Source organism: Roseomonas sp. CCTCC AB2023176, assembly GCF_042259275.1.
In the GTDB taxonomy this organism is placed as follows: domain Bacteria; phylum Pseudomonadota; class Alphaproteobacteria; order Acetobacterales; family Acetobacteraceae; genus Roseomonas.
The window spans coordinates 4839569-4861205 of sequence record NZ_CP170086.1; the positions used below are offsets into that span (position 1 = coordinate 4839569).

A 21637-nucleotide genomic window follows, 5' to 3' on the forward strand; every position below is an offset into this window, starting at 1 on the left:
CGTGCCCGGCATTCTGCCTACGGCTGCCCGCGTGCCCGCCGCTCCCCTGCTGCTGCTATGCTCGTCGCGAGCGCCCGCGCGACCTCATGCGCCTCGGCCGGCTTCTCGCAGCGCGGCAGGTGGGCGTGGGCGGGCGGGATCACGCCCGCGTCGTAGCCCGTCGCGAGCACGACCGGCACGCCACGGGCCGCCAGCACATCCACCACAGGCCAGACCATCCGCCCCGAGAGGTTCACGTCGAGGATGGCCCCGTCGAGCGCCTCGTCCTGCGCAGCGTGCAAGGCCTCGGCCACGGTGGCCATCGGACCCGCGACCTCGGCACCGGCGTCGGCCAGTGCCTCCGCGATCTCGTCGGCGATGAAGTACTCGTCCTCCGCCACGAGGATGCGAAGACCCCGCAGGGCTCCCGAGCTCCGGGCGTCCGCCGTCCCGCTCATGATGCGACCTCCACGGTCCTGAACGCCTCGGCGGGGAGGGCGATGTCGCACCGTACCCCGTCGGGGCCGAACTCCAGGCGCGTCTCCGCCTTGAGCTGGTAGGGCAACGCGCGGGTGATGAGCTCGCTGCCGTACCCTCGCTGTTTGGGCATACCCTTCGGCATAGCCACCCCGCTCTCCTGCCACGCGATGAGGAGACGAGGTTCGTCCTCCCCTGCCTCGACGTGCCACGTGACGGAGAGTCGTCCCGCCGGCTGTGCGATGGCGCCGTACTTCACCGCGTTCGTGGCCAGCTCGTGCAACGCGAGCGCCACGGGTTGCGCGCCCTCCCCGGGCAGCTCGATCGCCGGTCCCTCGACCGTCACGCGGTCCGATACCCCGTCGCCAGCGGCCTGGAGCTCGGCCTCAACCAAGTCGTGCAGCCGTACCGTGTAGCGCCCCGTCCGCGCGAGAAAGCCCTGCACCCGGCCCAGCGCCGCGAGACGGGCGTCATACTGGTCCCGGCCGGACGAGGGCGGTACGCTGCGCTTCGCGACGTTGCGCACCACCGCGAGAAGGTTCCGCGTCCGGTGCTGGAGTTCGGCCACGAGGATTGCCTGCTGCTCTCCCAGGCGCTTGAGGTCCTCGATGTCCGTCGTCGTCCCGAGCCATTCGAGGATGCGGCCCTGCGGCTGCTCCGCCGTCGGCCCGTTCCTCACCGGCACCGACCGGGTCTGGTGCCAGCGCCAGGCCCCGTCGGCGGCACGCCGGACCCGGTACTCGACGTTCAGCATCCCGTGCGGCCGCGCCGCCTCCCAGGCCCGTAACGTCGCGTCGCGGTCGTCGGGGTGCACGGCCTCCAGCCATCCCCGGCCGTGGCTCTCCTCCTGGCTCTGACCCGTGTAGTCGAGCCACTGCGGCGAGGCCCAGGTCCACAGCCCCTCGTCGCAGGAGCGCCAGACGAGCTGTGGGATGCCCTCCGTCAGCGTGCGGAACCGCTCCTTCTCGGCTTCCAGCGCTTCGGTGGCCGCGCGTAGCTCAGTGATGTCCTGTCCGATGCCGGCCACCCGCTGCACGCCGCCGTGCTCGTCGAGGAGCGGGAAGTCGGTGTCCCTGATCCAGCGCACCTGCCCGTCCGTCCCGCGGCGGATGCGGAACTCGTGCGTCACCCGCTCACCGCCGCGCACCCCGAGCAGGTGGGCCACCGTCCGCTCCCAGTCCTCCGAGTGGATGAACGCCGCCCATCCCTCGAAGTCGTTCCGGGCCAGCAGCTCGGGAAGGTCCGCGCCGTAGATCGTCTCGAAGGCGGGGCTGACATACTCGAACTGCATCGTGCCCGCGTCCCTGATCCAGATCACGTCGGGCGAGGCCTCGGCGAACTGGCGGAAGCGCTCCTCGCTCTCACGCAGCGCGGCCTCGGCCCGGACGCGTTCGATCGCCCCCCAGGTGCGCTCGGTCGCCTCTTCGACGAGGGCGACCTCGCCCGGCGTCCAGGCTCGGGGCCGGGTCGAGATGGCACAGATGGCCCAGAGCGGGACGCCCTCGCCCTTGCGCAGGGTCGCGGCGATCAGGGCACGCATTCCGAGGGCACGAAAGCTGGCCTGGTCGCCCTCCGAGAGGCCCTCCGTCTCCACGACATCGTCGATCACCAACGTCCGATCGAAGGCGACCTCAAGGGCCTTCGGAAAGTCGGACAAGCGCACCTGGGCGGGCAACGGGGGCAGGCTGTCGTCGTGCACCTGATGGGGAAACTCGCCCGTGTCCTCCGCCAGCCGATAGACCCCGACATAGCAGCGATCGAGCCGCATGTGCTCGAAGAGCATCCGGAGCGCTCGGTTCGCGACAGCCTCGGCGGTCGGCTCCGCCCGCAACGCATCGCTGAGGCGCAGCAGGAACGCCTGCCGTTCCTCCCGATCCCTGCGCTCGGTCGTGTCCGAGAAGACGACACCGACTTGCCGGCTATCGGCACCTCCGATCCGGGTCGCGAACACGTCGTACCAGCGGCCAGTCGTTTGATGATACGTCTCGAAGCGGGTCGCCTCTCCGGTGCGGGCAACCTCGTCGAACGTCTCTATCCAGACCGCGTCGGCTTCAGGATTGATCTCGCTTCCCAGTTTGCCCCGGACATCTTGGTTGCCGGTGTGTCGCTCGAAGGCTTCGTTGACCTCCAGGAAACGGAAGTCCGACGATCGGCTCCCATCGGCCGGCAAGAACTCGATGACGGCGAAGCCCTCGTCGATGGACTGGAACAGCGTGCGATACTTCTCCTCGCTCCGCCGCAATGCGTCCTCGGCGCGCCTTCGCTCGGTGACGTTGGCATAGACCATGGCGACCCGACGGCTGCCGTCGCCGCCGATGCGCACGACGTAGACGTCGAACCAGCGGTCCAGCGCCGCTGCAGGCAGTTCGAACCGCACCCCCTCGCCCGTGCTCACGACCTGCGCGAACCGTTCGGCCCACTCCGGTTCCAGGTCGGGCAGGATCTCGCTGGCCAGGCGCCCCGTCACGTCCTCGAGCCCTGTCAGGCGCTCGAACGCCGGATTGAGTGCGACGTAGCGCCAATCGACGACCCGGCCGTCGGCATCCATGACGACCTCGATCTCCGTGAAGCCCTCGTCGATCGAGTCGAACAAGGTGCGCAGCCGCTCCTCGCTCCCGCGCAGCGCCGCCTCGGCGCGTTTGCGGGCGTCGATGTCGATGTTCATCCCGACCCACTTCTCGACATGACCCTCGGCGTCGAGCACGGGGGAGGCGCGCACGTTGGTCCAGCGCCAGCCACCGTCGGGCGCCCGGAGGCGGAACTCGGCATTCACGAGCCCGCGCGCCGCGGTCGCCACTCGCCATTGCCGCTCTGCATAGGCCCGGTCGTCGGGATGGATCGCGTCGAGCCACCCGTAGCCGAGCCACTCCGGCAGGGTCTGGCCGGTATAGGCCCGCCAGCTCGGGCTGTCCGCGACGACGACACCGCGCCCATCGGTTTCCCACGTCGCCTGTGCCCAGCTCCCGACGAGGAGGCGGTGCCGTGCCTCGCTCTCCCGCAGCCTCGCCTCGATCCTGGCGCGCGAGACGAGTTCCTCCTCAGCCGTGGCCCGGTGTGTGACGTCGAGGTAGGAGAGGAACTGGTATAGGGTCCGCCCGTCCGCGTCCTTGAAGGCGCTGAGGAAGAGGGAGGCGACGAAGCGGGAGCCGTCCTTGCGGTACTGGACGGTCTCGATCACCTCGTCGCGGTCCTCCGCGAGCGCCGCGCGGAAGCGGGCCGCGTCGGCCGGGTCCGTCCCCGGCCCGTTCATGAAGTGGGGCCCCTGTCCCAGCACCTCGTCCATCCCGTAGCCCGACACCCCGAGGAACGCCTCGTTCGCGAAGACGATGGGGTTGCCCGGCAGCGAGGGGTCGGTCACGACCATCGGCATGCGGGTGGCGCGCACCGCCTCGACAAAAATCCCGCCGCGCTCCCGCACCTCCTCGATCCGGCCCTCGGCAAGCGAGCGCGCGGGTGTGCCCTGCTTGGCCGGTTCGAAGGCGTTGCCCGAAGGTGCGCGTCTCCCTGCCGTCATCGGCTGTACTCTCTGCCCTCGCTGCGGTCGGATATCGCCGGTCCGTTCTCCGCGGAAACGTTACAACGCGCCGAGGCGGCGATAGGACGAGTTCGGCCGACGCTGCGTCTGGCGGCGCAGATCACTCATCCCGCCGCCCCGCTGTCAGAGTGGCATACTGCCGGCTCACATCCCCCTCCCCTGCCCGCGGCTGAGCCCGAGCCGTTCCCGCACGGCCTCGCGCTGCCGCTCCGCCACCCTCTCCAGCGCCTCGTGCGCGAGGCGGCCCCGGCTTCTCCGTGGCAACCACCCGACTGAGGCTCTCCTCGCCCGCGTGCAACTCCCGCCCGCCGCGCCGTAGCCGCCTCACCTCGTCGTCCCCGAGCCGCCGCGAGTTCCACCTCCAATCCGGGCCTGCCCACCACCTCACGGACCCAGACCTCTTCGACGCTCTCATCCACCCGCCTATGCCACGACCAGTACTCGGCGCAGTGGGTTGCGGCGGGCGGTCCCCCTGGCCTTCGCGTTTCGCCGCCTCCAGCGCCCGCACCGCGGTCCACGCCGCCGGCGACAAGCCGGGGATCTCCACCGCTTCCCGCCCCCGCTGCCACGCCGCGCTCCGCACGTGCGCCGCACCCACCCGCTCCTGGCTCTCGCGCGACCGCACCAGCCCTGCGCTTATCGCGCCCGCGCACCGCACCGCCGCTTCTCGCTCGGCCTTCGCCGCGCCGAACGCGAACCACCCCGGATTGCCCCGGCTTCGTGGTTCTTCCGCGCTTTGCGTGGATCAGGTAGCGAGGAGCACACGGCGGCGGAGCAGGTCGAAGCTCGCGCGACCGAAGGTTTGTCGCTTCAGCAGCTTTAGTTTGTTCACCTGCCCCTCGGTGTCCGTTGCTCCGGTGCGTGGTGAGAGCGGCCTTGACTGCTGCGCCGCGCATCCCTGAGCCAGCCCTTGAGCGCCGTAAGCGGCGCACGGCACGGTGCCACCGCGCTGAGGCTCCGGTCCCGCACGAGATCGGCGAGACGGCGGACGAGCGCTGAGACGGTGGCGGCAGCCGCATCCTGCCCGATGCGCTCGCCGTCGGCGTTCTCCTCCGCGCTAAGCCGGTTCCGCGCTAAGCCGGTCACGTGGCCGCATGAGATACCAGGCGAGTTGCCTTGGTGAGGGCAGCGACGGCGTGCGCTCGCCGTCGGCAGCCCGTCCGACCTCGACGACACCTCCGCGCCCCGGCCCAAACTTCGACGGCCTGCTGCGCCGCGGGCTCAGCCATCGGTGCACCTGCTTCGGCGTACCGGGGTGGCGTACCGGGGTAGCCGAGGCCCCGCAGTTCGCGCCAGAGCACCATCGCGTTCTCACAGCCATCGGCGAGCCTCGCCTCGAGGTGGGCGATACAGGGGTTCAGCAGGCTGGGTCCGGCGCCCCGCACCGCGCTCGGGGAAGCTTCCGGCCCCGGCGTATTTCCGCACCGTCCCGCGGGCCAGCCCCATGCGGCGGCTGATGGCCAGCAGAGGCTCGCCGGCGGCATGGCGGCGCCGAACCTCCTCGTAGAGGGCCATCCTCCGGCTCCGCTCCACGGCGCTTCGACACGCACCCGGGCCGGCCGCACGCTCGCCTCGGCTGCACGGGAAGGCCGCGCGCCGCGCCGGCGAGGGGCGGTGATGGGCAATGGGCGGCAGACGCCGGAGGCGACCGTGCGCCCCGGCGAGCCAGCGCTCGGCCATCTGCCGCACGTTCAACAGCAGGTGCCAGCGGTCGGCGACCTGCCGCGCCCGCGGCGCCCCGAGCGCGATGCCGCGGGCATACGCGGTCGAGCGGTCGCGGGCGACGGTCCGCACGCCGCGGTGCCGCCGGAGCCAGCCGGCCAGTGTCGCGGCGCGCCGGTCCGGCAGAAGATCGACGACGCGCCGCCGCTCCAGGTCGACGAGGATGGTCCCGTAGGTCCCCCCTTGCGCAACGCCCAATCATCGACGCCGAGCACCCGGGGCGTTGGAGGCTTCGGCACGGGGAGGCGGCGCAGGAGACGCAACACGGTGTCCCCGCTCGCCGGCATGCCGAGTTGCCCCAGAAGGCGGCTCCCCGCCGCGCCCGGTGGGGCAGGAACCGCGGCAGCGGCTCGACGAAGGTGCGGCGCGGGCAGGATCGGTGGTGGCAGTAGAACCGCCGGACCTCGATCTGCAGACGCGTTGCCTCTCCAAAGCTTGGCAGGTCCGACGGGTGCCGGACGTAGCGGCTGTGAACCGCGGAACCTGGGTTGCCGCAGGAGGGACAGCGACACCGCTCCCGTCGCGCACGAGCGACGACGACTAGGCCGGCAGGGCCGCGCTCCAAGCGCTCGATGAGGCAGCCTGGAAGAGCGGTGGACGTGATCATCCCCACCCTGAATCAGGGCAGCGGGACCGTGTCGACCGGGACTTCCACGCCAAGCGCGGAAGAGCCACGAAAGCGGGGGAATCCCAATCCCATAGTAGGATCAGCCGTCGGGGTCGAACGATGCACGCGAGAGTTGCTCAGCCCCGCTTGTCACAGGCGGCACGGGGACCACGAAGCCAGCGGAGCGGTGACATGCCGCGGGGTTAGCTTGGCCAACCTGGCCGCTGCGGTTGGCGCGGCAACATGTCATCGCCAACGTCCCGGGGATCCGCGCTCGCCGACGAGCCCTAACGGACCGTCTACGACATCCATGGCCCGCTCCGCGCACGCTTCTGAACCGTCGCGAACGCACGCGGCCACCGGCGTATACTAGACCAAGTTTTGGACCGATTTGCCGCGTAGCACGCTTACGCGTTGGAAATCTTGGCGTCCCGTACGGGATTCGAACCCGTGTTGCAGCCTTGAAAGGGAGTAAGAGTAGCCCGCAGTAGAACAGGCTGGGACATCGTGGGACGAATAATTCCAACGGCTTAGGCTTTCCGGCGTCCCTATCTGTCCCGCCCCGTCCAGCCCCGTATATTGGAGAAGTATTGGAGAAGGGGCGCCCGTGCCGCGCAAGGTCAGTGAGCATCGGCTCGACACCCGCGCCGTCCGCCGCGCGCTGAAGCAGCGCCCGAAGCCCTACTTCCGGGTGGTGCGCCGCGGCGCGCTGCCGCTGCATCTGGGGTTCTACAAGCAGGCGGACGGCAGGCCCGGGACCTGGATCGGCCGGCGCTACCTCGGCGCCGAGAAGTACGAGACGCAGGCCCTCGGCATCGCCGACGATGACCCGCGGACTGAAGCTGATGGCGTCCGCGTCCTCACCTTCGATCAGGCCGTGGCGGCGTGCACGGCTTGGGCTGATGGCCGCCTGGCAGCGGAGCGGGCCGCCGCGGCCGTCGTCTCCAGCCCGACAGTGCGCGCCGCCGTGGAGGACTACATCGCCTTCCGGAAGGCGCGCAGCGCGACGTCGGGGCGGGACGCCGGCTTCAGCCTGACGCACCACGTCCTCTCCTCGCCGCTGGCCGACGTGCCGCTGGCCGCGCTGACCGAGGAGGCGCTGACGACGTGGCGGGAGGGGCTAAGGCGCGGTGGGAAGGGTGTGAGTTCGGATCACCCCCCTGCCCTCTCCCGCGCCACCCTGGCGCGCGTGCTGAACGACCTCCGCGCGGCACTCACTGCCACGGCCCGCCGGACCCGGCTGCCCGGCGACGTACTGACAGCCATTCGGGAAGGCCTACGGGCGCCGTCCGCGCCGGACCGGGCCCGCGAGGCGCAGGTGCTACCCGACGCCGACGTGCGACGGCTGGTGGAGGCCTCCCTTGCCCTGGATCCGGACTTCGGCGCGCTGGTGCTGGTCATGGCCGCCACGGGCTGCCGCTTCGATCAGGCGGCCCGCATGACGGTCGGGGACCTCCAAGCCGGCAACGGGCGCCTGATGGTCCCAATGGCCCGCAAGGGGCGCGGGACGAAGGCACAGACCCACGCGGCGCGCCCCCTGCCCGACGACGTCGTGGCGCGGCTGCGGCCCCTGGTGGCCGGCCGGAAGGCCGGCGATCCGCTGCTGACCCGCTGGCACAACCGGAAGGTCACGGGGACCGGCACCATCGGATGGGAGCGCGACGGCCGGCGGGCCTGGCGCGGCGCCGAGGAGATGCAGCGCCCGTGGCGCTTGGCGCTGGTTAAGGCCGAGCTGCCGGGTGACCTGGTGCCCTATTCCCTGCGGCACTCCTCGATCGTCCGCGGGCTGAAGGCGGGGCTGCCGGTGCGACTGGTCGCGGCCGCGCACGACACGTCCGTCGCGATGATCGAGAAGCACTACGGCGCGTTCATCGTGGACGCGGCGGAGGAGCTGCTGAGACGGGCGGCGGTGCCGTTGGTCTAGGGTGCGGGTTCAGTCCCTACCCTTTGCGCAGCCGAACCCCCGGCGCGTCACCGTTCGTGAACTCGACGCCGGCCGCCTCCAGGGCGCTGCGGATGGCGGCGAGGGTGCGGCGCTGCGGGCTGCCCTCTTCCGCCTCTAAGCGGGCGAGAGTGCGCAGTGGGACACCCGACCGTTCCGCAAGCTGATCGCGCGTCCAATCGAGCAGGGCCCGCGCTGCGCGGACCTGCGGCGACGAGATGGCATGTGAAATGCCGTTTTCGCTTGCGGCCATGCGGGTGTGATGGCATGTAGCGTGCCGTTCCGCAAGGAACGAAGCGGCCGGACGGGGTGTTACCAGCACCGTCGCCCGGCCTGACCGCAACCCTGATGCTGGAGCATCTGGTCATGGCTGAACTCGCCCATAGCACGCCCGCGCGCCGGGCCAGAAGAAGAGGCGCGCTCGCCGCGCTCGCCGTCCTCGTCGCGGCACCGACCGCCGCGCCTGCCCTTCAGGGATTCGACAGGCCGGTGAGCGACGCGGATCTGCTTGCGATGTGCCAGCGGTGGCTGGTCCGAGACGCCGAGCATCGCCGCCTGATCGACCTCCAACTCGCCGCCAACGATCGCGGGGACCATGCGACGGAGAAGGCGATCGCTGATGCGCTCGTCGCCGACGTGCCCGGCTACCTCGACCTGGCGGACAGCATCTTCCAGATCCAGCCCCGGACGCGCGAAGGCCTGCGGGCGCAGGCGCGGGTCCTGACCGCATGGGTTGATGATCCCAGTTCCAATGAGGAAGTCGCGGCCTACAACTTCGCCGAGTACGTGCTGAACCTCCTCGACGGGCGGGTCGCATGATGCGCGGCCCCGTGACACGCCGGACCGTCGTCACCGGCGCCGCCGTCGCCGCCATGACCGCGCTTGGTTCCCCAAAACGGGGGGATCAAGATCTCCCGTGCCCGTTCCCGCGCGGAAGCCGCGAGTACCACGACTGGTGGCGGGAGCGAGCGCTTATCAGCTTCGGCTCCGATTTCTTGCGGCGCGAGGCCGCGACTCTGCGGCAGCGGGCGGAAGCGACTGGCCGCAAGGAGTTCCTCCACACCGCCCTGGAATACGACGCGTTCGCCGAACGCGCCCCTACCGCTGCGCCAGCCTGGAGGCCGTCGTGACGGCGAGAAGAGTGCCGAGGGTGGGCGCTTCGCTCACCCTTCCCGTGCAAATGCCGTCACCGGCGGCATTGCCGGAGATCCCGGCAATCACGTCACCCGCGGTGGGCCACACCCACTTCGAATACCGCTGCGAAAAGGTGGGAATCTCACACCATTACCTCACCCTTACCGCGCAGGCGTCGAGGCCTATGCTGAACATAGGTCGTGAAGGCACCCTTCCCGCTGCACCGTGCCGCGCTATCCTCACGTCTGGCGGGGCAGGGCCGGCCAGCCCGCGCGGACTCCGACCGCGCAGCCCCGCCGCCTTCATCGGAGTGCGTCTCGGAGGCGCTGTTGAAGCAACTTCCCGAACCCGCGCACAATGCGGTCCTATCTGCGCAGGTGGCGGTCGCGAGTTACCGCGCCAGCGGCAACCCGCTCTTCTTGTGGGGCGCCATCGCCTTCCTGACAGCCGAGGCTGCTCCGGACGGCGTGGAGCTACCGAAGGAACTTCGTGCATACCTACGAGATGCGTCGCGCCAGATCCGAGAAGCGGCGACCGAGGGCGTACCGGGCGCCTTCCCCGAAGCAGTGGTGAAAGCGCTGGGCTTTGGCGGACGCCAAGGAAGTTCGGTCGCACGCGACTACGCACGGGATCAATCCTCGGGCTTGCTCGTAGCGGCCTTCGAAGAGCTACGGCGGCGTGGCCGTGGGGCTGGGGAAGCGCAAGGCTTTATTGGCGATGTGCTGGGAGTGTCATCCGAAGCTGTAGAGGCGCAGATCGAAGCCGCTCGCGACCGCCTGCTGCAATTTGCACGCGAGGCGGGGCTCGCGACGATCGAGGGCCTGCTGCCCGGCATAGGATGGGCGAGCGAAGCCACGATCGCCGGACTGCTCAGGGGCATGCCGCATGTCGTGGGGCGGGGCCGCGGCCGCGCGGTTCGACGGGGGAACATGCGCCGCGACCGCGTCACCATTCTGACCACCGCGCGGTATCGTTAGGGGGGAAGAACCTAGGGGGAGGTTTTTCCGGCGAAGGTCAACGCAGCCTTATTGGGCGAAGTGTGGCGCTGTCCCCGATATCTGAACGGCCGTCCCAACCCGTTCAGAGGTACGGAATGAGCGAGCAGACGACACGGAAGATGGTCCGCATCCCGACGTGGTGCACCATCAGCGACATGAGCCGCAGCGCGACCTATCGCGAGATCGCGAAGGGCAACCTGAAGGCGGTTCGCATGAACGGAACGACCTTCGTAGACGCCGAGGCCGGCATCACCTGGATGCGGTCGCTCCCGGCCGCGCCGATCCGTCAGAGGCAGGCGGCCTGAAATGACGAAACCCGCCCGGCGCTTGGCCGAGGCGGGCTCCGGTACGCTACGCAACTACCATCCTGAGACTTGCTACGTAGCGCGCCGGCAGCCCCTTCGCCAGCCCTTTTCGTCCCGCCCGATTCACATCGCTGCGGTTCCCACCCTCGCCGCAGTGCGCGGGCACTTGGAGGAAGCCGCCAGCGCCCGTCGCATCGGCGACGTGGCCGCTGCCGAGATGGCGGAGGTCGCCGCGTTGATTGCGCTGCGGGCTGCGCTGGTCGCGCCCCGGAGGCTGCGCGCATGACGCCGCCCTCCAACGTCGCCGTGGTCGCGGACAACCCCCGCAGCATCTCGGCCATGATCGCCTGCCTGACGGGCGGTCCCGGGGACCATCTGGTGCCGGTCTTCCAGGCCGCGCTGGCGAACGAGTGCCGCGTGGTGCTGGTTGCCGCCGGCGCCCGCGTGCCGAGCCGCATCCTCGAGCCCGCCGGCCCGCCGACCGTCGTGATCATCGGTGCCGACCCGGGCCATGATGCGCCGCCGGGCCCACTGGACTTCCCGCAGCTCGCGCGGATGCTTCGCTGGAGCGCGGCCGTCATGGTCCATGCCGCAGGTGGCATGCGCGCGCACTACGCGTCCGCCGTGGACGCCGTGCGCTGCCGCCGCCGCGTGCTGGTCATCGAGACGTGCAGCGCGCGTGAGGAGGATTGGATCGCCCTGGTCCGGGCCGAGGCGGAACGCCGCGGCGGGACCATGGCTGCCCTCCCGACACTGCTGATCAGCGCGCGACGCTTCGGAGGCGTGCACCCCGCGCCGAAGGGACGGGCGCATGCCTGACGGCCTCCTCACGATGCTGACCCTCGGCAGCCTCGCCGACACGCCCCGATGGGTCGCGTGGCAGACCGAGGGCCGGGGCCCTCAGGGCAAGCCCACGAAGGTCCCGTACGCCCCGGACGGGCGGAAGGCGAAGGCTGACGACCCGCGGACCTGGGGTGCACGCTCCGCAGCCGAGGAACGCGCGGCGCAGCTTCCGCGCCCCTTCGGCGCCGGCGGCATCGGCATCGAACTCGGCGACCACGCCGGCCTAGCCATCGGCGGCATTGACTTGGATTCCTGCAAAGATCCGCAGACCGGTGGCCTGGCGCCATGGGCGGAGGAGGTTCTGACGCTCTTCCGCTCCTACGCCGAGGTCAGTCCGTCCGGCACGGGCGCCAAGGTCTTCTTCACCTTCGACGGCGCCGCACTCCCGCAGCTGCGCGCCGCGATGGGCACGGAACACGGCAAGCAGTGGAAGCGCCGCACCGGCACCGACCACCCGCCCGCCATCGAACTCTACCTGGGCAACCGCTACTTCGCCGTCACCAACGATCGCCTGCCGGACTCGCCCGCCGAACTCCGACGTGTCGAGACCGATACCATCCTGGACCTGATCACGGTGATCGGGCCCGAGTTCGCGGCGACACAGCCGGAGGGCGACGCGCCTCGCCAGCGCCAGCGCCAGCGCCGGGTCTCCTCCCCGGAAATGGGGAGCAGCTCAGGCGATGGCTCGCGTAGTGCCAAGGCCTTCAAGATCGCGGCCTCCCTACGGCGCGCCAACGCCACCTTCGATGATTTCGTGGAAGCCCTGGACCGTTACCCCGACACGGCAGCGTGGAAGGCCGAGAAGGGCATCGCGGACGGTGGGCGTGAGCTGCACCGCGCATGGGAGGCCGCGGGCCAAGCGACCGAGGACGAAATCCTCCTCACCGAACACGGAGTCGCCCTCGCCTTCGCGAAGAAGCATGCCGGGGAGTTGCGCTACGCCGAGGAGTCCGGCGCCTGGTTCGTCTGGACCGGCACGCATTGGCGCCGCGACCGCACCCGCATTGCCTTCCACTACGCCCGCGGCATCGTGGCCCAGGCCAACGCCGACGCCGAGTTCGGGACGCAGGCGACCACGGGCAAGGCCAGCTTCGCGGGGGGTGGAGCGCTTCGCCCGCGCCGACCCCGCCCTCGCCGTCACGCTCGAGGAGATGGACCGCGACCCCTACCTCCTCGCCACCCCGGGCGGCACCGTGGACCTGCGCACTGCCAAGATGCGGCTAGCGCGGCCCGGCGACATGATCACCCGCATGACGGCCGTCGCGCCGTCCACCGCCACTCCGCCGGACCGTTGGTTGCGGTTCCTGGACGAGGCCACCGGCCGGGACGACGCGCTGATCGCCTTCCTGCAACGCTGGTGCGGCTACTGCCTCACCGGCGACACTAAGGAACACGCCCTCTTCTTCGGCTACGGCGATGGCGGGAACGGCAAGGGGACCTTCGTGAACAACGTCGCCGGCATCATGGGCGACTACGCCGTCAACGCCGCCATGGACACCTTCACGGCCTCGCAGGGCAGCCGCCACCCTACCGACCTCGCGATGCTGCGCGGCGCCCGCATCGTGACCGCCTCCGAGACCGAGGAAGGACACGCCTGGGCCGAGTCCCGCATCAAGGCCATGACCGGCGGTGACCCGATCACCGCGCGCTTCATGAACCGGGACTTCTTCACCTACACGCCAGCCTTCAAGCTGACGATCATCGGCAACCACAAGCCGGTCCTGAAGAACGTGGACGCCGCCGCGCGCCGCCGCTTCAACATCGTGCCCTTCACCCGCAAGCCGGTGGTGGTGGACAAGGATCTTCCCGACGCGCTCCGCGCCGAGTGGCCTGCCATCCTGGCGTGGATGATCGAGGGATGTCTCGCGTGGCAGCGGGAAGGCCTGAACCCGCCCCCGTCCGTCCGAATCGCCACCGCCGACTATTTCCAGGCGCAGGACAGCTTCGGGCGCTGGCTGGCCGAGTGCTGCGAGATGGACCCTTCCGGTGTCACCTCCGCCCGCCCGGGCGCGCTCCTCGGCAGCTTCAACCGCTGGTGCGAGGCCAACGGGGAGCCGGCCACGGACAATCGGCGGCTGCGCGGGATGCTGGAGAAGGCGCCGGGCGTTCGGTACGTCACCAACAAGGGCTTGCAGTTCGTTCGCGGGCTTCGGCTCCTCACCGACGAGGAGCGGCAGAAGCAGCGCCGGGAGGCCGAGAAGGACGAGTCAGGGGTGGGGGGAGGTGGGGGGTAAGAACCGTTCCATTCATGAGCGCGCACGCGCACATGAGCAGAACCCGGGAACCCCCCTACTACCCCCCACCCCTCCACCCCCTGAGGGCCTGTCAGAAGTCCCCAATTTGACCCACCCCCTATAGAGAACGCGTGTTTCCGTGCGCGCCCTCCCGCCCCGCACGTGTCCCCGGGGGGTTCCGCCGCGGTGGCGGAAACCCCGTCCCGACACCCGGCGGTAGCGCGCCCGCCGCGCTCGCGGGCGCGCTGCAAAGGACGCTTCAGGGGCTGCGGCCGGAGATCCCGGGCCGGTCCCCCGGGGGGCTGCGGGCAAGTAATCGACGCGCGCTGCAGCCGTTCGGCGAGAGGCCGAATACTCGGTTCGGCAAGACCAGCGCCGCAGGGCGGCTGCGCCAGTACGTTTCTGCTTCCCGAGACTTTGCGAGGACTTCAAAAGTTTTGACATAATGCCTGTTACGCGACTGGACCGCGTTTCTCGCGCGCGCGAAGGCGCGTCGCGTTCCCCGCCCGGCATGCCCCGGGACGGTTCGGGAAACTATCGCGCCCTGCCACCCTGATCGTTGTTGCGGCGCCGGTTCCGGTGACGACTATGGGGGTCGCCGTGAGCGACATTGCCCCTGCATCAGCCCCGACAAAGCCCCCGCGCAAGCGCAGCGGACGCCGCCGTGTGTCCGCCATGGGCGCGTACGCCGGCCTCGCGCGCCTGTCCGACCTGGACCTGCGGACACGCCACGGACGCATCCTGCGGGGCGTGCGCACCGACCTGTCAGCGCATGTCGGGGCGAACCCGTCCGCGACACAGCGCCTGCTGATCGAGCGGGCCGCGCAGCTGACGCTTCGGGTCGCGATCTTCGATGATCGGCTGGCCGAGGGCGGCGGGATGACAGACCACGACAGCCGCCAGTATTTGGCCTGGTCCAACAGCTTGACGCGTGCCCTGCGTGCCCTCGGCCTGAAGGGGGGCGAGGCCAAGCCCCGGACGCTGGCCGACCACTACCGGACGCCGGCCGGATGACCACGCTGGCGACCATCCGGGAGGCCATGGACGGCCCCTTCGGCGACCACTTCCCCGGCGAGACGTGGGACGCCTGGCGGGCCTTCCTGTCGGCCCTGTGCGGCCTGCCGATGAGCGAGGCCGAGGCTACGCTGTACCGGCACCACACGGGCCGGACGGAGCCGCCGACCGTCCCCTTCCGCGAGGCCACGCTGATCTGCGGCAGGCGAGGCGGCAAGTCGCGGGTCCTCGGCCTGATCGCCACCTTCCTTGGGACGCACGTGGACGTGACGCCCTACCTGGCGCCCGGCGAGGTCGCGACGGTGGCGGTGATTGCCGCGGACCGGCGGCAGGCCCGCGTGATCTTCCGGTACGTGACCGGCGCCCTGGCCGCGGTGCCGGAGCTGTCCGCGATGGTGGACAGCACGACGGCCGACACCATCACCCTGACCAACCGCGTCGTGATCGAGATCGCCACCGCGTCGTGGCGCGTGACTCGCGGTTACAGCTTCCTCGCGGTCCTCGGGGATGAGGTCGCGTTCTGGCGCGACGACGCCTCGGCGAACCCGGCCGACGAGATCCTACGGGCCGTGCGGCCGGGCCTCGCGACGATCCCCGGGTCCATGCTGCTGAAGGCGTCTAGCCCCTACGGCAAGCGCGGCGTGCTGTGGACGGACTTCCGCCGGCACTTCGGAAAGGACGGTGCCCGCGTGCTGGTGTGGCGCGGCGCCACGCTGGAGATGAACCCCGGCTTGAACCCCGCCATCGTGGCCGAGGCGTACGAGGACGATCCGGTCTCGGCGGCGGCTGAGTACGGGGCCGAGTTCCGGGATGACCTGGCCGACTTCGTCTCGCGTGACGTGGTGGACGCCTGCACCGTGACGGGGAGGCGCGAGCTGCCGCCCGTGTCGGGCGTGCGGTACGTCGCGTTCGTGGACCCCTCGGGCGGATCGTCCGACAGCATGACGCTGGCCATCGCGCATGACGAGAAGGGCCGGCCGATCCTCGATGCGGTCCGGGAGAGTCACGCGCCCTTCGCGCCCGATGCCGTGGTGCAGGACTTCGCGGCGCTGCTGAAGACCTATCGCGTCACGAAGGTGACGGGCGACCGCTACGCCGGCGAGTGGCCGCGGGAGCGGTTCCGGGTGCACGGCATCACGTACGAGTGCAGCGAGAAGCCGAAGAGCGACCTGTACCGGGATTTCCTGCCGCTGCTGAACGCGCAGCGGGCCGAACTGCTGGATCTGGCGCGCCTCTCCTCACAGCTGTGCGGGCTGGAGCGCCGCACGTCGCGCGGCGGGCGGGATTCGATCGATCACGCGCCGGGCGCGCACGACGACGTCGCGAATGCGGTGGCGGGGGCGCTGCTGCTGGCGATGCCGTCCGCAGTTTCGCCCGCGTTCGTCACTCATCTCCGACTCTGACCTGAAAGGAACCATCCATGAGCGAACAACTACCGACTGTCGCGGCCGAGGCGGGCCGCTTGGTGGACAAGGGAGTCATCTCGGCGGCGCGGAAGGCGGTGGACGCCGCGCACGAGAAAGTCGCGGAAGCCAAGCGCGCCAGGACCCAGGCGGGCAATGACCTGGCTCTCGCGAAGGTCCAGATGGACAAGGCGCTGGCGGGCGAGGGTGAGATCGGCGTCGCGGGGGCTCACGACCAGCTCGAGGCGGCCGAAAAGGCGGTGCGGCTGGCGAACCTGGTGGCCCAGGCGGCCGAACGGGGTGTCGAGAAGGCGGACGAACTCTTCCTGGTGGAGCGTGGTCGCGCGCATCAGCCGCTCTTCGCCGCGGGTATCGAGCGACGGCTGGAGGCTGCGCGGAAGTTCGACGCTGGGCAGGCGCTGCTAAGGGCCGCGCAGCGGGAATTCGATCTCGCGACGGGGATGCTTGAGTTCGCGAAGGGTCAGGGCACCCCGGCCATGATCCAGGACTTCGGGCAGCTGGTGAAGCCCTACGCCGAAGAGCTGCATCGTTGGACGGGCGAGGCGCACGTCCGCCACGAATGGTGGCAGGGCTGGAGGACGCTGGTCGGCGAGGAGCAGGCGGCATGAACATTGATCAGTTCGTGACGGAGCTCGACCGCAGCTTCGCGGCGTCTCCTTTCGTGAAGCAGGAGGCGTCGGTGCCGCCGGCTGTCTTGCGGGCGACCCTGATGTCCTTCTTCGAGGTGGACGCGGCGGGGGCGATCGTGGCGAAGGACGCCGAGGGCAACCGGCTCATGAGTCCGTCGCGGCCCGGCATGCCGGCGGACTTCGAGGAGGCGGTGCGCATCCTCGCGCATAGGTCTCCGCAAAGCGCGTCCTTGCTGAAGCGGGGGAACTCCGTGCCGCGCGCGCTGTGGGACCGCATGGACCCGGTCGCCCGCATGGCGCACGTCCGGGGCGGCGGCAAGGTCCATGACTGACGCGGCGCTGAACGGCGCGACGGCCGCGCGCGGCACGCTGGACCTGGAGGCGATCGCGCGGGTTGTGTGTGCCACGCCGACGCTCGCGGCGCTGATCGCATACCGGCAGACGCACCCGACGCCCGAGAGGGTGGCGGCGATCCTCGCGGCGCTGCGCGCGCCCTCGCCTCTTGCCTCCTACCGACACTGGAAGGACGAACCCTGATGCCTGTGGAGATCCACGACGCGGCGCCTGCGCCCGTCCCCGAGACGGCGTCGCAGGCGATCGTGCGGGCAGCGAACCAGCCCCGCGTCTGCACTGACTCGCGCGGCCGGCGAATCGTCTGGAAGGCCCTCGGCGCGTTCGACAACATGAAGCTGGCCGAGATCGTCGGTGCGTCGAACATCGAGAACGGTCAGTACATGCTGTTCGCAAACGCGGCCTACTCGGTCCAGGAGATCGACGGCGAGAGGACGCCAAAGCCGGCGACGAAGCTGCAACTGGAAGCGCTGGTTCAGCGTCTCGGCGATGAGGGCATCGAAGCCCTTTTCGAGTCCGCGGCTGAAGCGGGGCGAATCCGGCAAGGGGAGGGCGGCCGGGCGGACCCGGATAGCGCAAAAGGCGCAGCCGGCACCCTGAGCTGACGCTGAGGCTCTTCCTGGTGCGGCACGGCATCCCCTTCGACGTGGCCTGGAGCCTCGAGACCGGCGAGGCGCTGTCGTGGTGCGTTAACATCGGCGAGCAGCTGGGTGGCACCTTCGACTGGGCGGCGATGCGGTGGGAGAAGCCCAAGGGGTGACGACATGGCGGCGATGACGCTTTCCGCGCTGGCGCGGCAGATGGCCCTGGCGGCGGCTTCGGCAGCGCGCGGCGAGGCGCGAGGCCTGAAGGCGGCCGGCCAGATGCTCGAGGAGGAGGCGCGGGCCTCCCTAGGCACCTACCAAGCCGCGGCCGCCCCGTTTCCCCGATGGGCGGACCTGAAAGATGCGACGATCGCCGACCGGCTCCGGCACGGCTTCAGCGCCAACGAGCCGCTGAAGCGGTCCGGCGACCTGCGGGACACCATCCACCACGAGGTGAAGGGGAGGACGGTGCACGTCTTCACCCGATCACCAATCGCACCACACCACGAGTTCGGGACCAGGCGGATGGCGCCAAGGCCGTTCCTCGGGCCCGCCGTGGTGCGGAACCTCGACCGCGCCGGCGATGCGATCGCGCGTGAGGTTCTGACCCCCTTCTTCACCCGGAGGACCTGACGCCATGTCGGGCAGCTACACCGCTTCCGCCTCCATCAACGTCCAGTCCAACGCGCCGCAGGTCTTGGCCTCGGTCGCGCGCGGCCTCGGCCTTGTGGATGCGCGCATCAAGGCGACGGAGCGTAACCTGGGGTCGCTCATTTCCCGCTTCGGCGGCCTGAACGCCGCGGGGGCGAGGCTGACGGCACTCGGCACGGCGGCGGATCAGCTGCGGGGGCAGATGCGGGCGGCCTCACAGACCGCCTCGGGCCTGAATCGGACCCTCACGGGCACCGGCACCGCGGCGGATACGGCGGCCGCGTCCATCGACCGCACCGGGTCGGCCATGATGCGGACGACCGCGGCAGCGCGCCTTATGGCCGCTGCCGCCTCTGGCGCGGTGGCGGCGATGCGGGGGCTCTCGACGACCACCGCACCGCGCGCGCCCACGGGAACCGGCACGTCCGCCAATCCTCGAGGCGACCGCCTGGGGGAAATGGCGGCCCTCGGAGCTGCCGCGCGATCGGGGCAGGGTGTCGTCGGGCGCGTGGTGACGGACGCGGGTGCGATCCAGACGGAACAGGCGTTGCTGCGGGCCCAGACCGGACGACTTCCAGCCGATCGGGGCATGGATGCCGCCGCCTTCGAGAGCGCCTTGATGCGGCGTGCGATCGAGACGGCAGAACTAGTGCGCGGCACGACGGTCGCGCAGAACATCGCCACCGGCAACGAACTGAGGACCGTCCTGGGCGGGAACCCAGGCTACTTGCAGAACATCATCCGGCTCCTCCCGGAGTTTCAGCTGATCGCGCACACCCTGGGCCGGGCGAGCGGGACCGATCCCGAAGGCGTGGCAGGGCGCCTCGGCGCCGCGCTCGGCCTCCGCGGGTCCTTCTACAACCAAATCACCGGTGAACCCGACCCTGAGCGTGGGATGCGTGAACTCGACATGGCCGGGCGGATGATGTTCGCCTACCGCGGCCGGCGCGTGAACCCAGCAGAACTCGAGCTGTTCCAGAGGCGTGCACGGGTGATGGGCGAGCGCATGGACCCGGAGGCATACTTCGGCGGGTGGGTATCGGCGGGCATCCAGAACCTGTCGGGCAACGTCTTCGGCACGGCCCTGAACGCCTTCGGTCGGCAGATGGTCAACGGCATCATGCCGAACCAGACGGCCGACCTCCTGAAGCAGCATGGATTCATCGCGGCGAACGCGCGCGGGGCGCGGGTGCCCGAGGCCGAAATCCGATCGCTTCTCGCGCGGGGCGAGATCGACGACGAGATGGCGGGCCGGCTCCGCACCGGAGCCGCGGCTCGGTTCAACCGGCGGCACATCATCAACTCCGACCTGGCCGCGACCCGTCCAGATCTCTTCTTCGAATGGGCTGTCCGCCACCTCGAGTCCCGCGGCATACGCACTCAGGACGAACGAGACTCCTTTGCCAACGCGGCGGGCTCCACGGCTCCCGGCCGTCAGCTCTGGTCCTTCGGCCTCAACCCGCAGGCGATCCGCGCGGACATCGAGGCGGTGCGTGCTGTGGGGGACGAGTGGCGGGGCTTCTTGACCGAGGGCTTCGCGGGCGGCCTCTCTGGCCTTCAGGCGTCGCTGACGAATCTCTCCGGTGCCTTCGGGTCCAGCGCAATGCAGGACGTCATCCGAGTTATGGATCAGATGACCGCTGCGATGAACCGCTTCAGCGCCTGGGCTCGCGAGAACCCCGACGATGCCCGCACACTGCTGAACATCGCTGTCGGCCTGACCGGACTCGCGACGGCGGGCGCGCTCTTCGCCGCGGGCAGCCTCGCCATGTCGGGTCTTGGGGCGCTGGTGGCTGCCACCGGCCTGCCCGCCCTCTCAAGCGCCCTGGGCGGGTTCGCGGCGGGCGGAGCGGCTGCCATGGGCCTGACGGGGGCCATCGCCCTGCTGTCGCGCCTTGCGGCGGTGGCAGGCGGCGCGGCGGCCTTCCTCTACTTCCTACGCCCTGGCGAGACGAACGGCGGGGTCGGCAGCACGCCGGGCATGAGCCGTGAGCTGGAGGAGCTGCGGCGGCAGAACCCGGAGTTCTTCAACCGGATGGACCGGCAGAATGGGACGGCGCCTGGCGCTCCGCCCGTCCTGATTCCCCGCGACCAGCTGCGGCCCGACCAGCGCGGCGACCTCGGAGGGGGTTGGGGCAACCTCGCCTCCTACGTCCCTCCCGGGGGAGGCGGCGGGATGACTATTCGCGTGCCGGTGCACCTGGACGGCCGGCGGATCACCGAGGTCGTCGTGCAGCACATGGGCCGAGACGCCGAGCGACCGGTCGAGGCGGCAGGGCGCTTCGACCCGCGGCGCGCGCTACCCGGTCAGGGGTGGGCCTGAATCGATATCGGAGAAGGTATTGGAGACGGTCTGTGGAGAAACCGGCCAAACCATTGTAATGATTGGCGTCCCGTACGGGATTCGAACCCGTGTTGCAGCCTTGAAAGGGCCGCGTCCTAGGCCTCTAGACGAACGGGACCGCGCGGCGGTGCCTACAACGTCGCGGCGGGGGCGTCCAGCGCCGCTACAGCGCGAGTGGGACCTCGGGCGGGACGGGCGGGGTCGGGGCGGCCGAGGGTGCCGGCAGGGGCTCGCGCACCGGGGGCGGCTGGGGCTGCGACGTGGCGGCGGGCGGGTCGGCCCGGACCGGCCCCTCGACGACCGAGGGAGCGCCGGCGGGATTGGTGGGGCCAGGGACCGCGGGGTCGGTGTAGTCCGGCACGATCCGCGCCTGCGCGCCGGCGATCACCAGCACGCGCGTCCCGACCGTCAGCGGCGGCACATCGCGCTGGGTCACCGAGACGAGCTCCCCGTTGCCTTTGCGAACGACGTATTCCGTGGCCTCGGCGTCGCCCGCCACGCGCTCGCTCGCGGAGCCGAAGAGGCCGCCAACCAGACCGCCGCCGACGCCGGCCAGGGCCGCACTGATCCCCCCGCCGCCGGCCGCACCGCCAACGATGCCGCCCGCGGCCGCACCGGCCGCGGCGCCTGCGGACCCGTCCGCCTGCACCTGCACGCGACGCGCACCGACGATCACGCCCTGCTGCACCTGGTTGGCCTGCTGTACGGCCCGGGTGGCGTAGATGTCGGCCGAGTAGCGGGAGCCGCAGCCGGCCAGGAGTCCGGGCAGCAGACCGAGCGCGAGGAACGCGGGGGCGTGGCGCTGGGGGGACACGGCGGGAACTCCGGCGAGGGGCAGGCGCGGCCTTCGGGGCGGGGTCCCGG

General features: G+C 70.6%; 19 protein-coding genes, 1 tRNA gene and 2 pseudogenes. 16 read left to right on the top strand and 6 right to left on the bottom strand.

Annotation, left to right across the window (positions count from 1 at the left end; all coding sequences use genetic code 11):
* Positions 1-17: 17 nt before the first annotated feature.
* The 3 genes and pseudogenes from ACE7GA_RS24285 to ACE7GA_RS24295 all read right to left on the bottom strand — a co-directional run bounded on the left by ACE7GA_RS24285 (position 18) and on the right by ACE7GA_RS24295 (position 6320).
* Entirely contained in the window at positions 18-437 is a 420-nt protein-coding gene (locus ACE7GA_RS24285; RefSeq protein WP_376092775.1) for a response regulator, read from the bottom strand.
* On the bottom strand, positions 434-3970 hold the full coding sequence (locus tag ACE7GA_RS24290) for a PAS domain S-box protein (RefSeq protein ID WP_376092778.1): 3537 nt from the start codon (positions 3968-3970) through the stop codon (positions 434-436). Before ACE7GA_RS24290 ends, ACE7GA_RS24285 begins: the two co-directional genes overlap by 4 nt.
* 766 nt (positions 3971-4736) lie before the next feature.
* Positions 4737-6320, bottom strand: a pseudogene (locus ACE7GA_RS24295) (ISL3 family transposase).
* A 607-nt stretch (positions 6321-6927) separates the two neighbouring features.
* Here ACE7GA_RS24295 and ACE7GA_RS24300 point away from each other — a divergent pair.
* Positions 6928-8244 carry a tyrosine-type recombinase/integrase gene (locus ACE7GA_RS24300; protein WP_376092781.1) on the top strand — a complete coding sequence of 439 codons (1317 nt, stop codon included), beginning with the start codon at positions 6928-6930 and terminating at the stop codon, positions 8242-8244.
* 16 nt (positions 8245-8260) lie between these two features.
* Here ACE7GA_RS24300 and ACE7GA_RS24305 read toward each other — a convergent pair whose 3' ends face one another.
* Positions 8261-8515, bottom strand: coding sequence for a helix-turn-helix transcriptional regulator (locus tag ACE7GA_RS24305; protein ID WP_376092784.1), 255 nt, complete (start codon positions 8513-8515; stop codon positions 8261-8263).
* A gap of 95 nt (positions 8516-8610) precedes the next feature.
* On the opposite strand from ACE7GA_RS24305, the gene ACE7GA_RS24310 reads away from it, so the two are divergent.
* The 15 genes and pseudogenes from ACE7GA_RS24310 to ACE7GA_RS24380 all read left to right on the top strand — a co-directional run bounded on the left by ACE7GA_RS24310 (position 8611) and on the right by ACE7GA_RS24380 (position 20752).
* Positions 8611-9081 carry a hypothetical protein gene (locus tag ACE7GA_RS24310; protein ID WP_376092787.1) on the top strand — a complete coding sequence of 157 codons (471 nt, stop codon included), beginning with the start codon at positions 8611-8613 and terminating at the stop codon, positions 9079-9081.
* Positions 9082-9725: 644 nt separating this feature from the next.
* Complete coding sequence (locus tag ACE7GA_RS24315; protein ID WP_376092790.1) at positions 9726-10373, top strand: hypothetical protein; 648 nt, start codon at positions 9726-9728, stop codon at positions 10371-10373.
* Positions 10374-10489: 116 nt separating this feature from the next.
* Positions 10490-10699, top strand: coding sequence for a hypothetical protein (locus ACE7GA_RS24320; RefSeq protein WP_376092793.1), 210 nt, complete (start codon positions 10490-10492; stop codon positions 10697-10699).
* Between the two features lies 1 nt (position 10700).
* Entirely contained in the window at positions 10701-10985 is a 285-nt protein-coding gene (locus tag ACE7GA_RS24325) for a hypothetical protein (RefSeq protein WP_376092796.1), read from the top strand.
* Entirely contained in the window at positions 10982-11518 is a 537-nt protein-coding gene (locus ACE7GA_RS24330) for a hypothetical protein (RefSeq protein ID WP_376092799.1), read from the top strand. Before ACE7GA_RS24325 ends, ACE7GA_RS24330 begins: the two co-directional genes overlap by 4 nt.
* Positions 11519-12203: 685 nt before the next feature.
* Positions 12204-12527 (top strand): annotated as a pseudogene (locus ACE7GA_RS24335) (hypothetical protein); the annotation flags it as partial.
* Positions 12463-13776, top strand: a complete 1314-nt coding sequence (locus ACE7GA_RS24340) for a phage/plasmid primase, P4 family (RefSeq protein ID WP_376100510.1) — start codon at positions 12463-12465, stop codon at positions 13774-13776. The pseudogene ACE7GA_RS24335 and the gene ACE7GA_RS24340, both read left to right, overlap by 65 nt.
* 675 nt (positions 13777-14451) lie before the next feature.
* The gene (locus ACE7GA_RS24345; protein WP_376092802.1) at positions 14452-14790 is read left to right on the top strand and encodes a hypothetical protein; all 339 of its coding nucleotides are present in this window, start codon (positions 14452-14454) and stop codon (positions 14788-14790) included.
* On the top strand, positions 14787-16193 hold the full coding sequence (locus ACE7GA_RS24350; protein WP_376092805.1) for a hypothetical protein: 1407 nt from the start codon (positions 14787-14789) through the stop codon (positions 16191-16193). Before ACE7GA_RS24345 ends, ACE7GA_RS24350 begins: the two co-directional genes overlap by 4 nt.
* Positions 16194-16210: 17 nt before the next feature.
* Entirely contained in the window at positions 16211-16822 is a 612-nt protein-coding gene (locus ACE7GA_RS24355; protein ID WP_376092808.1) for a hypothetical protein, read from the top strand.
* The gene (locus ACE7GA_RS24360) at positions 16819-17175 is read left to right on the top strand and encodes a DUF6651 domain-containing protein (RefSeq protein WP_376092811.1); all 357 of its coding nucleotides are present in this window, start codon (positions 16819-16821) and stop codon (positions 17173-17175) included. Before ACE7GA_RS24355 ends, ACE7GA_RS24360 begins: the two co-directional genes overlap by 4 nt.
* Positions 17168-17380 (top strand): hypothetical protein, encoded by a 213-nt coding sequence (locus tag ACE7GA_RS24365; protein WP_376092814.1) that lies wholly within the window; start codon positions 17168-17170, stop codon positions 17378-17380. Before ACE7GA_RS24360 ends, ACE7GA_RS24365 begins: the two co-directional genes overlap by 8 nt.
* Positions 17380-17799, top strand: coding sequence for a hypothetical protein (locus ACE7GA_RS24370; RefSeq protein ID WP_376092817.1), 420 nt, complete (start codon positions 17380-17382; stop codon positions 17797-17799). The genes ACE7GA_RS24365 and ACE7GA_RS24370 overlap by 1 nt, the downstream gene beginning before the upstream one ends.
* Before the next feature lie 159 nt (positions 17800-17958).
* A complete protein-coding gene (locus ACE7GA_RS24375; protein WP_376092819.1) occupies positions 17959-18411 on the top strand; it encodes a phage virion morphogenesis protein in 453 nt (150 codons plus the stop codon).
* Positions 18412-18415: 4 nt separating this feature from the next.
* Complete coding sequence (locus ACE7GA_RS24380) at positions 18416-20752, top strand: hypothetical protein (protein WP_376092822.1); 2337 nt, start codon at positions 18416-18418, stop codon at positions 20750-20752.
* A 63-nt stretch (positions 20753-20815) separates the two neighbouring features.
* Here the strand turns inward: ACE7GA_RS24380 and ACE7GA_RS24385 are convergent.
* A tRNA-Glu gene (locus ACE7GA_RS24385) sits at positions 20816-20891 on the bottom strand.
* A gap of 45 nt (positions 20892-20936) precedes the next feature.
* Positions 20937-21587 (bottom strand): hypothetical protein, encoded by a 651-nt coding sequence (locus ACE7GA_RS24390; protein WP_376092825.1) that lies wholly within the window; start codon positions 21585-21587, stop codon positions 20937-20939.
* Positions 21588-21637 lie beyond the last annotated feature (50 nt).

What these genes read in the sequence shown, in the direction of transcription:
- ACE7GA_RS24285 (WP_376092775.1), bottom strand. Translation starts at nt 437, where the DNA reads ATGAGCGGGACGGCGGACGCCCGGAGCTCGGGAGCCCTGCGGGGTCTT.
- ACE7GA_RS24290 (WP_376092778.1), bottom strand. Translation starts at nt 3,970, where the DNA reads ATGACGGCAGGGAGACGCGCACCTTCGGGCAACGCCTTCGAACCGGCC.
- ACE7GA_RS24305 (WP_376092784.1), bottom strand. Translation starts at nt 8,515, where the DNA reads ATGGCCGCAAGCGAAAACGGCATTTCACATGCCATCTCGTCGCCGCAG.
- ACE7GA_RS24310 (WP_376092787.1), top strand. Translation starts at nt 8,611, where the DNA reads ATGCTGGAGCATCTGGTCATGGCTGAACTCGCCCATAGCACGCCCGCG.
- ACE7GA_RS24320 (WP_376092793.1), top strand. Translation starts at nt 10,490, where the DNA reads ATGAGCGAGCAGACGACACGGAAGATGGTCCGCATCCCGACGTGGTGC.
- ACE7GA_RS24325 (WP_376092796.1), top strand. Translation starts at nt 10,701, where the DNA reads ATGACGAAACCCGCCCGGCGCTTGGCCGAGGCGGGCTCCGGTACGCTA.
- ACE7GA_RS24330 (WP_376092799.1), top strand. Translation starts at nt 10,982, where the DNA reads ATGACGCCGCCCTCCAACGTCGCCGTGGTCGCGGACAACCCCCGCAGC.
- ACE7GA_RS24340 (WP_376100510.1), top strand. Translation starts at nt 12,463, where the DNA reads ATGCCGGGGAGTTGCGCTACGCCGAGGAGTCCGGCGCCTGGTTCGTCT.
- ACE7GA_RS24345 (WP_376092802.1), top strand. Translation starts at nt 14,452, where the DNA reads ATGGGCGCGTACGCCGGCCTCGCGCGCCTGTCCGACCTGGACCTGCGG.
- ACE7GA_RS24350 (WP_376092805.1), top strand. Translation starts at nt 14,787, where the DNA reads ATGACCACGCTGGCGACCATCCGGGAGGCCATGGACGGCCCCTTCGGC.
- ACE7GA_RS24355 (WP_376092808.1), top strand. Translation starts at nt 16,211, where the DNA reads ATGAGCGAACAACTACCGACTGTCGCGGCCGAGGCGGGCCGCTTGGTG.
- ACE7GA_RS24360 (WP_376092811.1), top strand. Translation starts at nt 16,819, where the DNA reads ATGAACATTGATCAGTTCGTGACGGAGCTCGACCGCAGCTTCGCGGCG.
- ACE7GA_RS24365 (WP_376092814.1), top strand. Translation starts at nt 17,168, where the DNA reads ATGACTGACGCGGCGCTGAACGGCGCGACGGCCGCGCGCGGCACGCTG.
- ACE7GA_RS24370 (WP_376092817.1), top strand. Translation starts at nt 17,380, where the DNA reads ATGCCTGTGGAGATCCACGACGCGGCGCCTGCGCCCGTCCCCGAGACG.
- ACE7GA_RS24375 (WP_376092819.1), top strand. Translation starts at nt 17,959, where the DNA reads ATGGCGGCGATGACGCTTTCCGCGCTGGCGCGGCAGATGGCCCTGGCG.
- ACE7GA_RS24380 (WP_376092822.1), top strand. Translation starts at nt 18,416, where the DNA reads ATGTCGGGCAGCTACACCGCTTCCGCCTCCATCAACGTCCAGTCCAAC.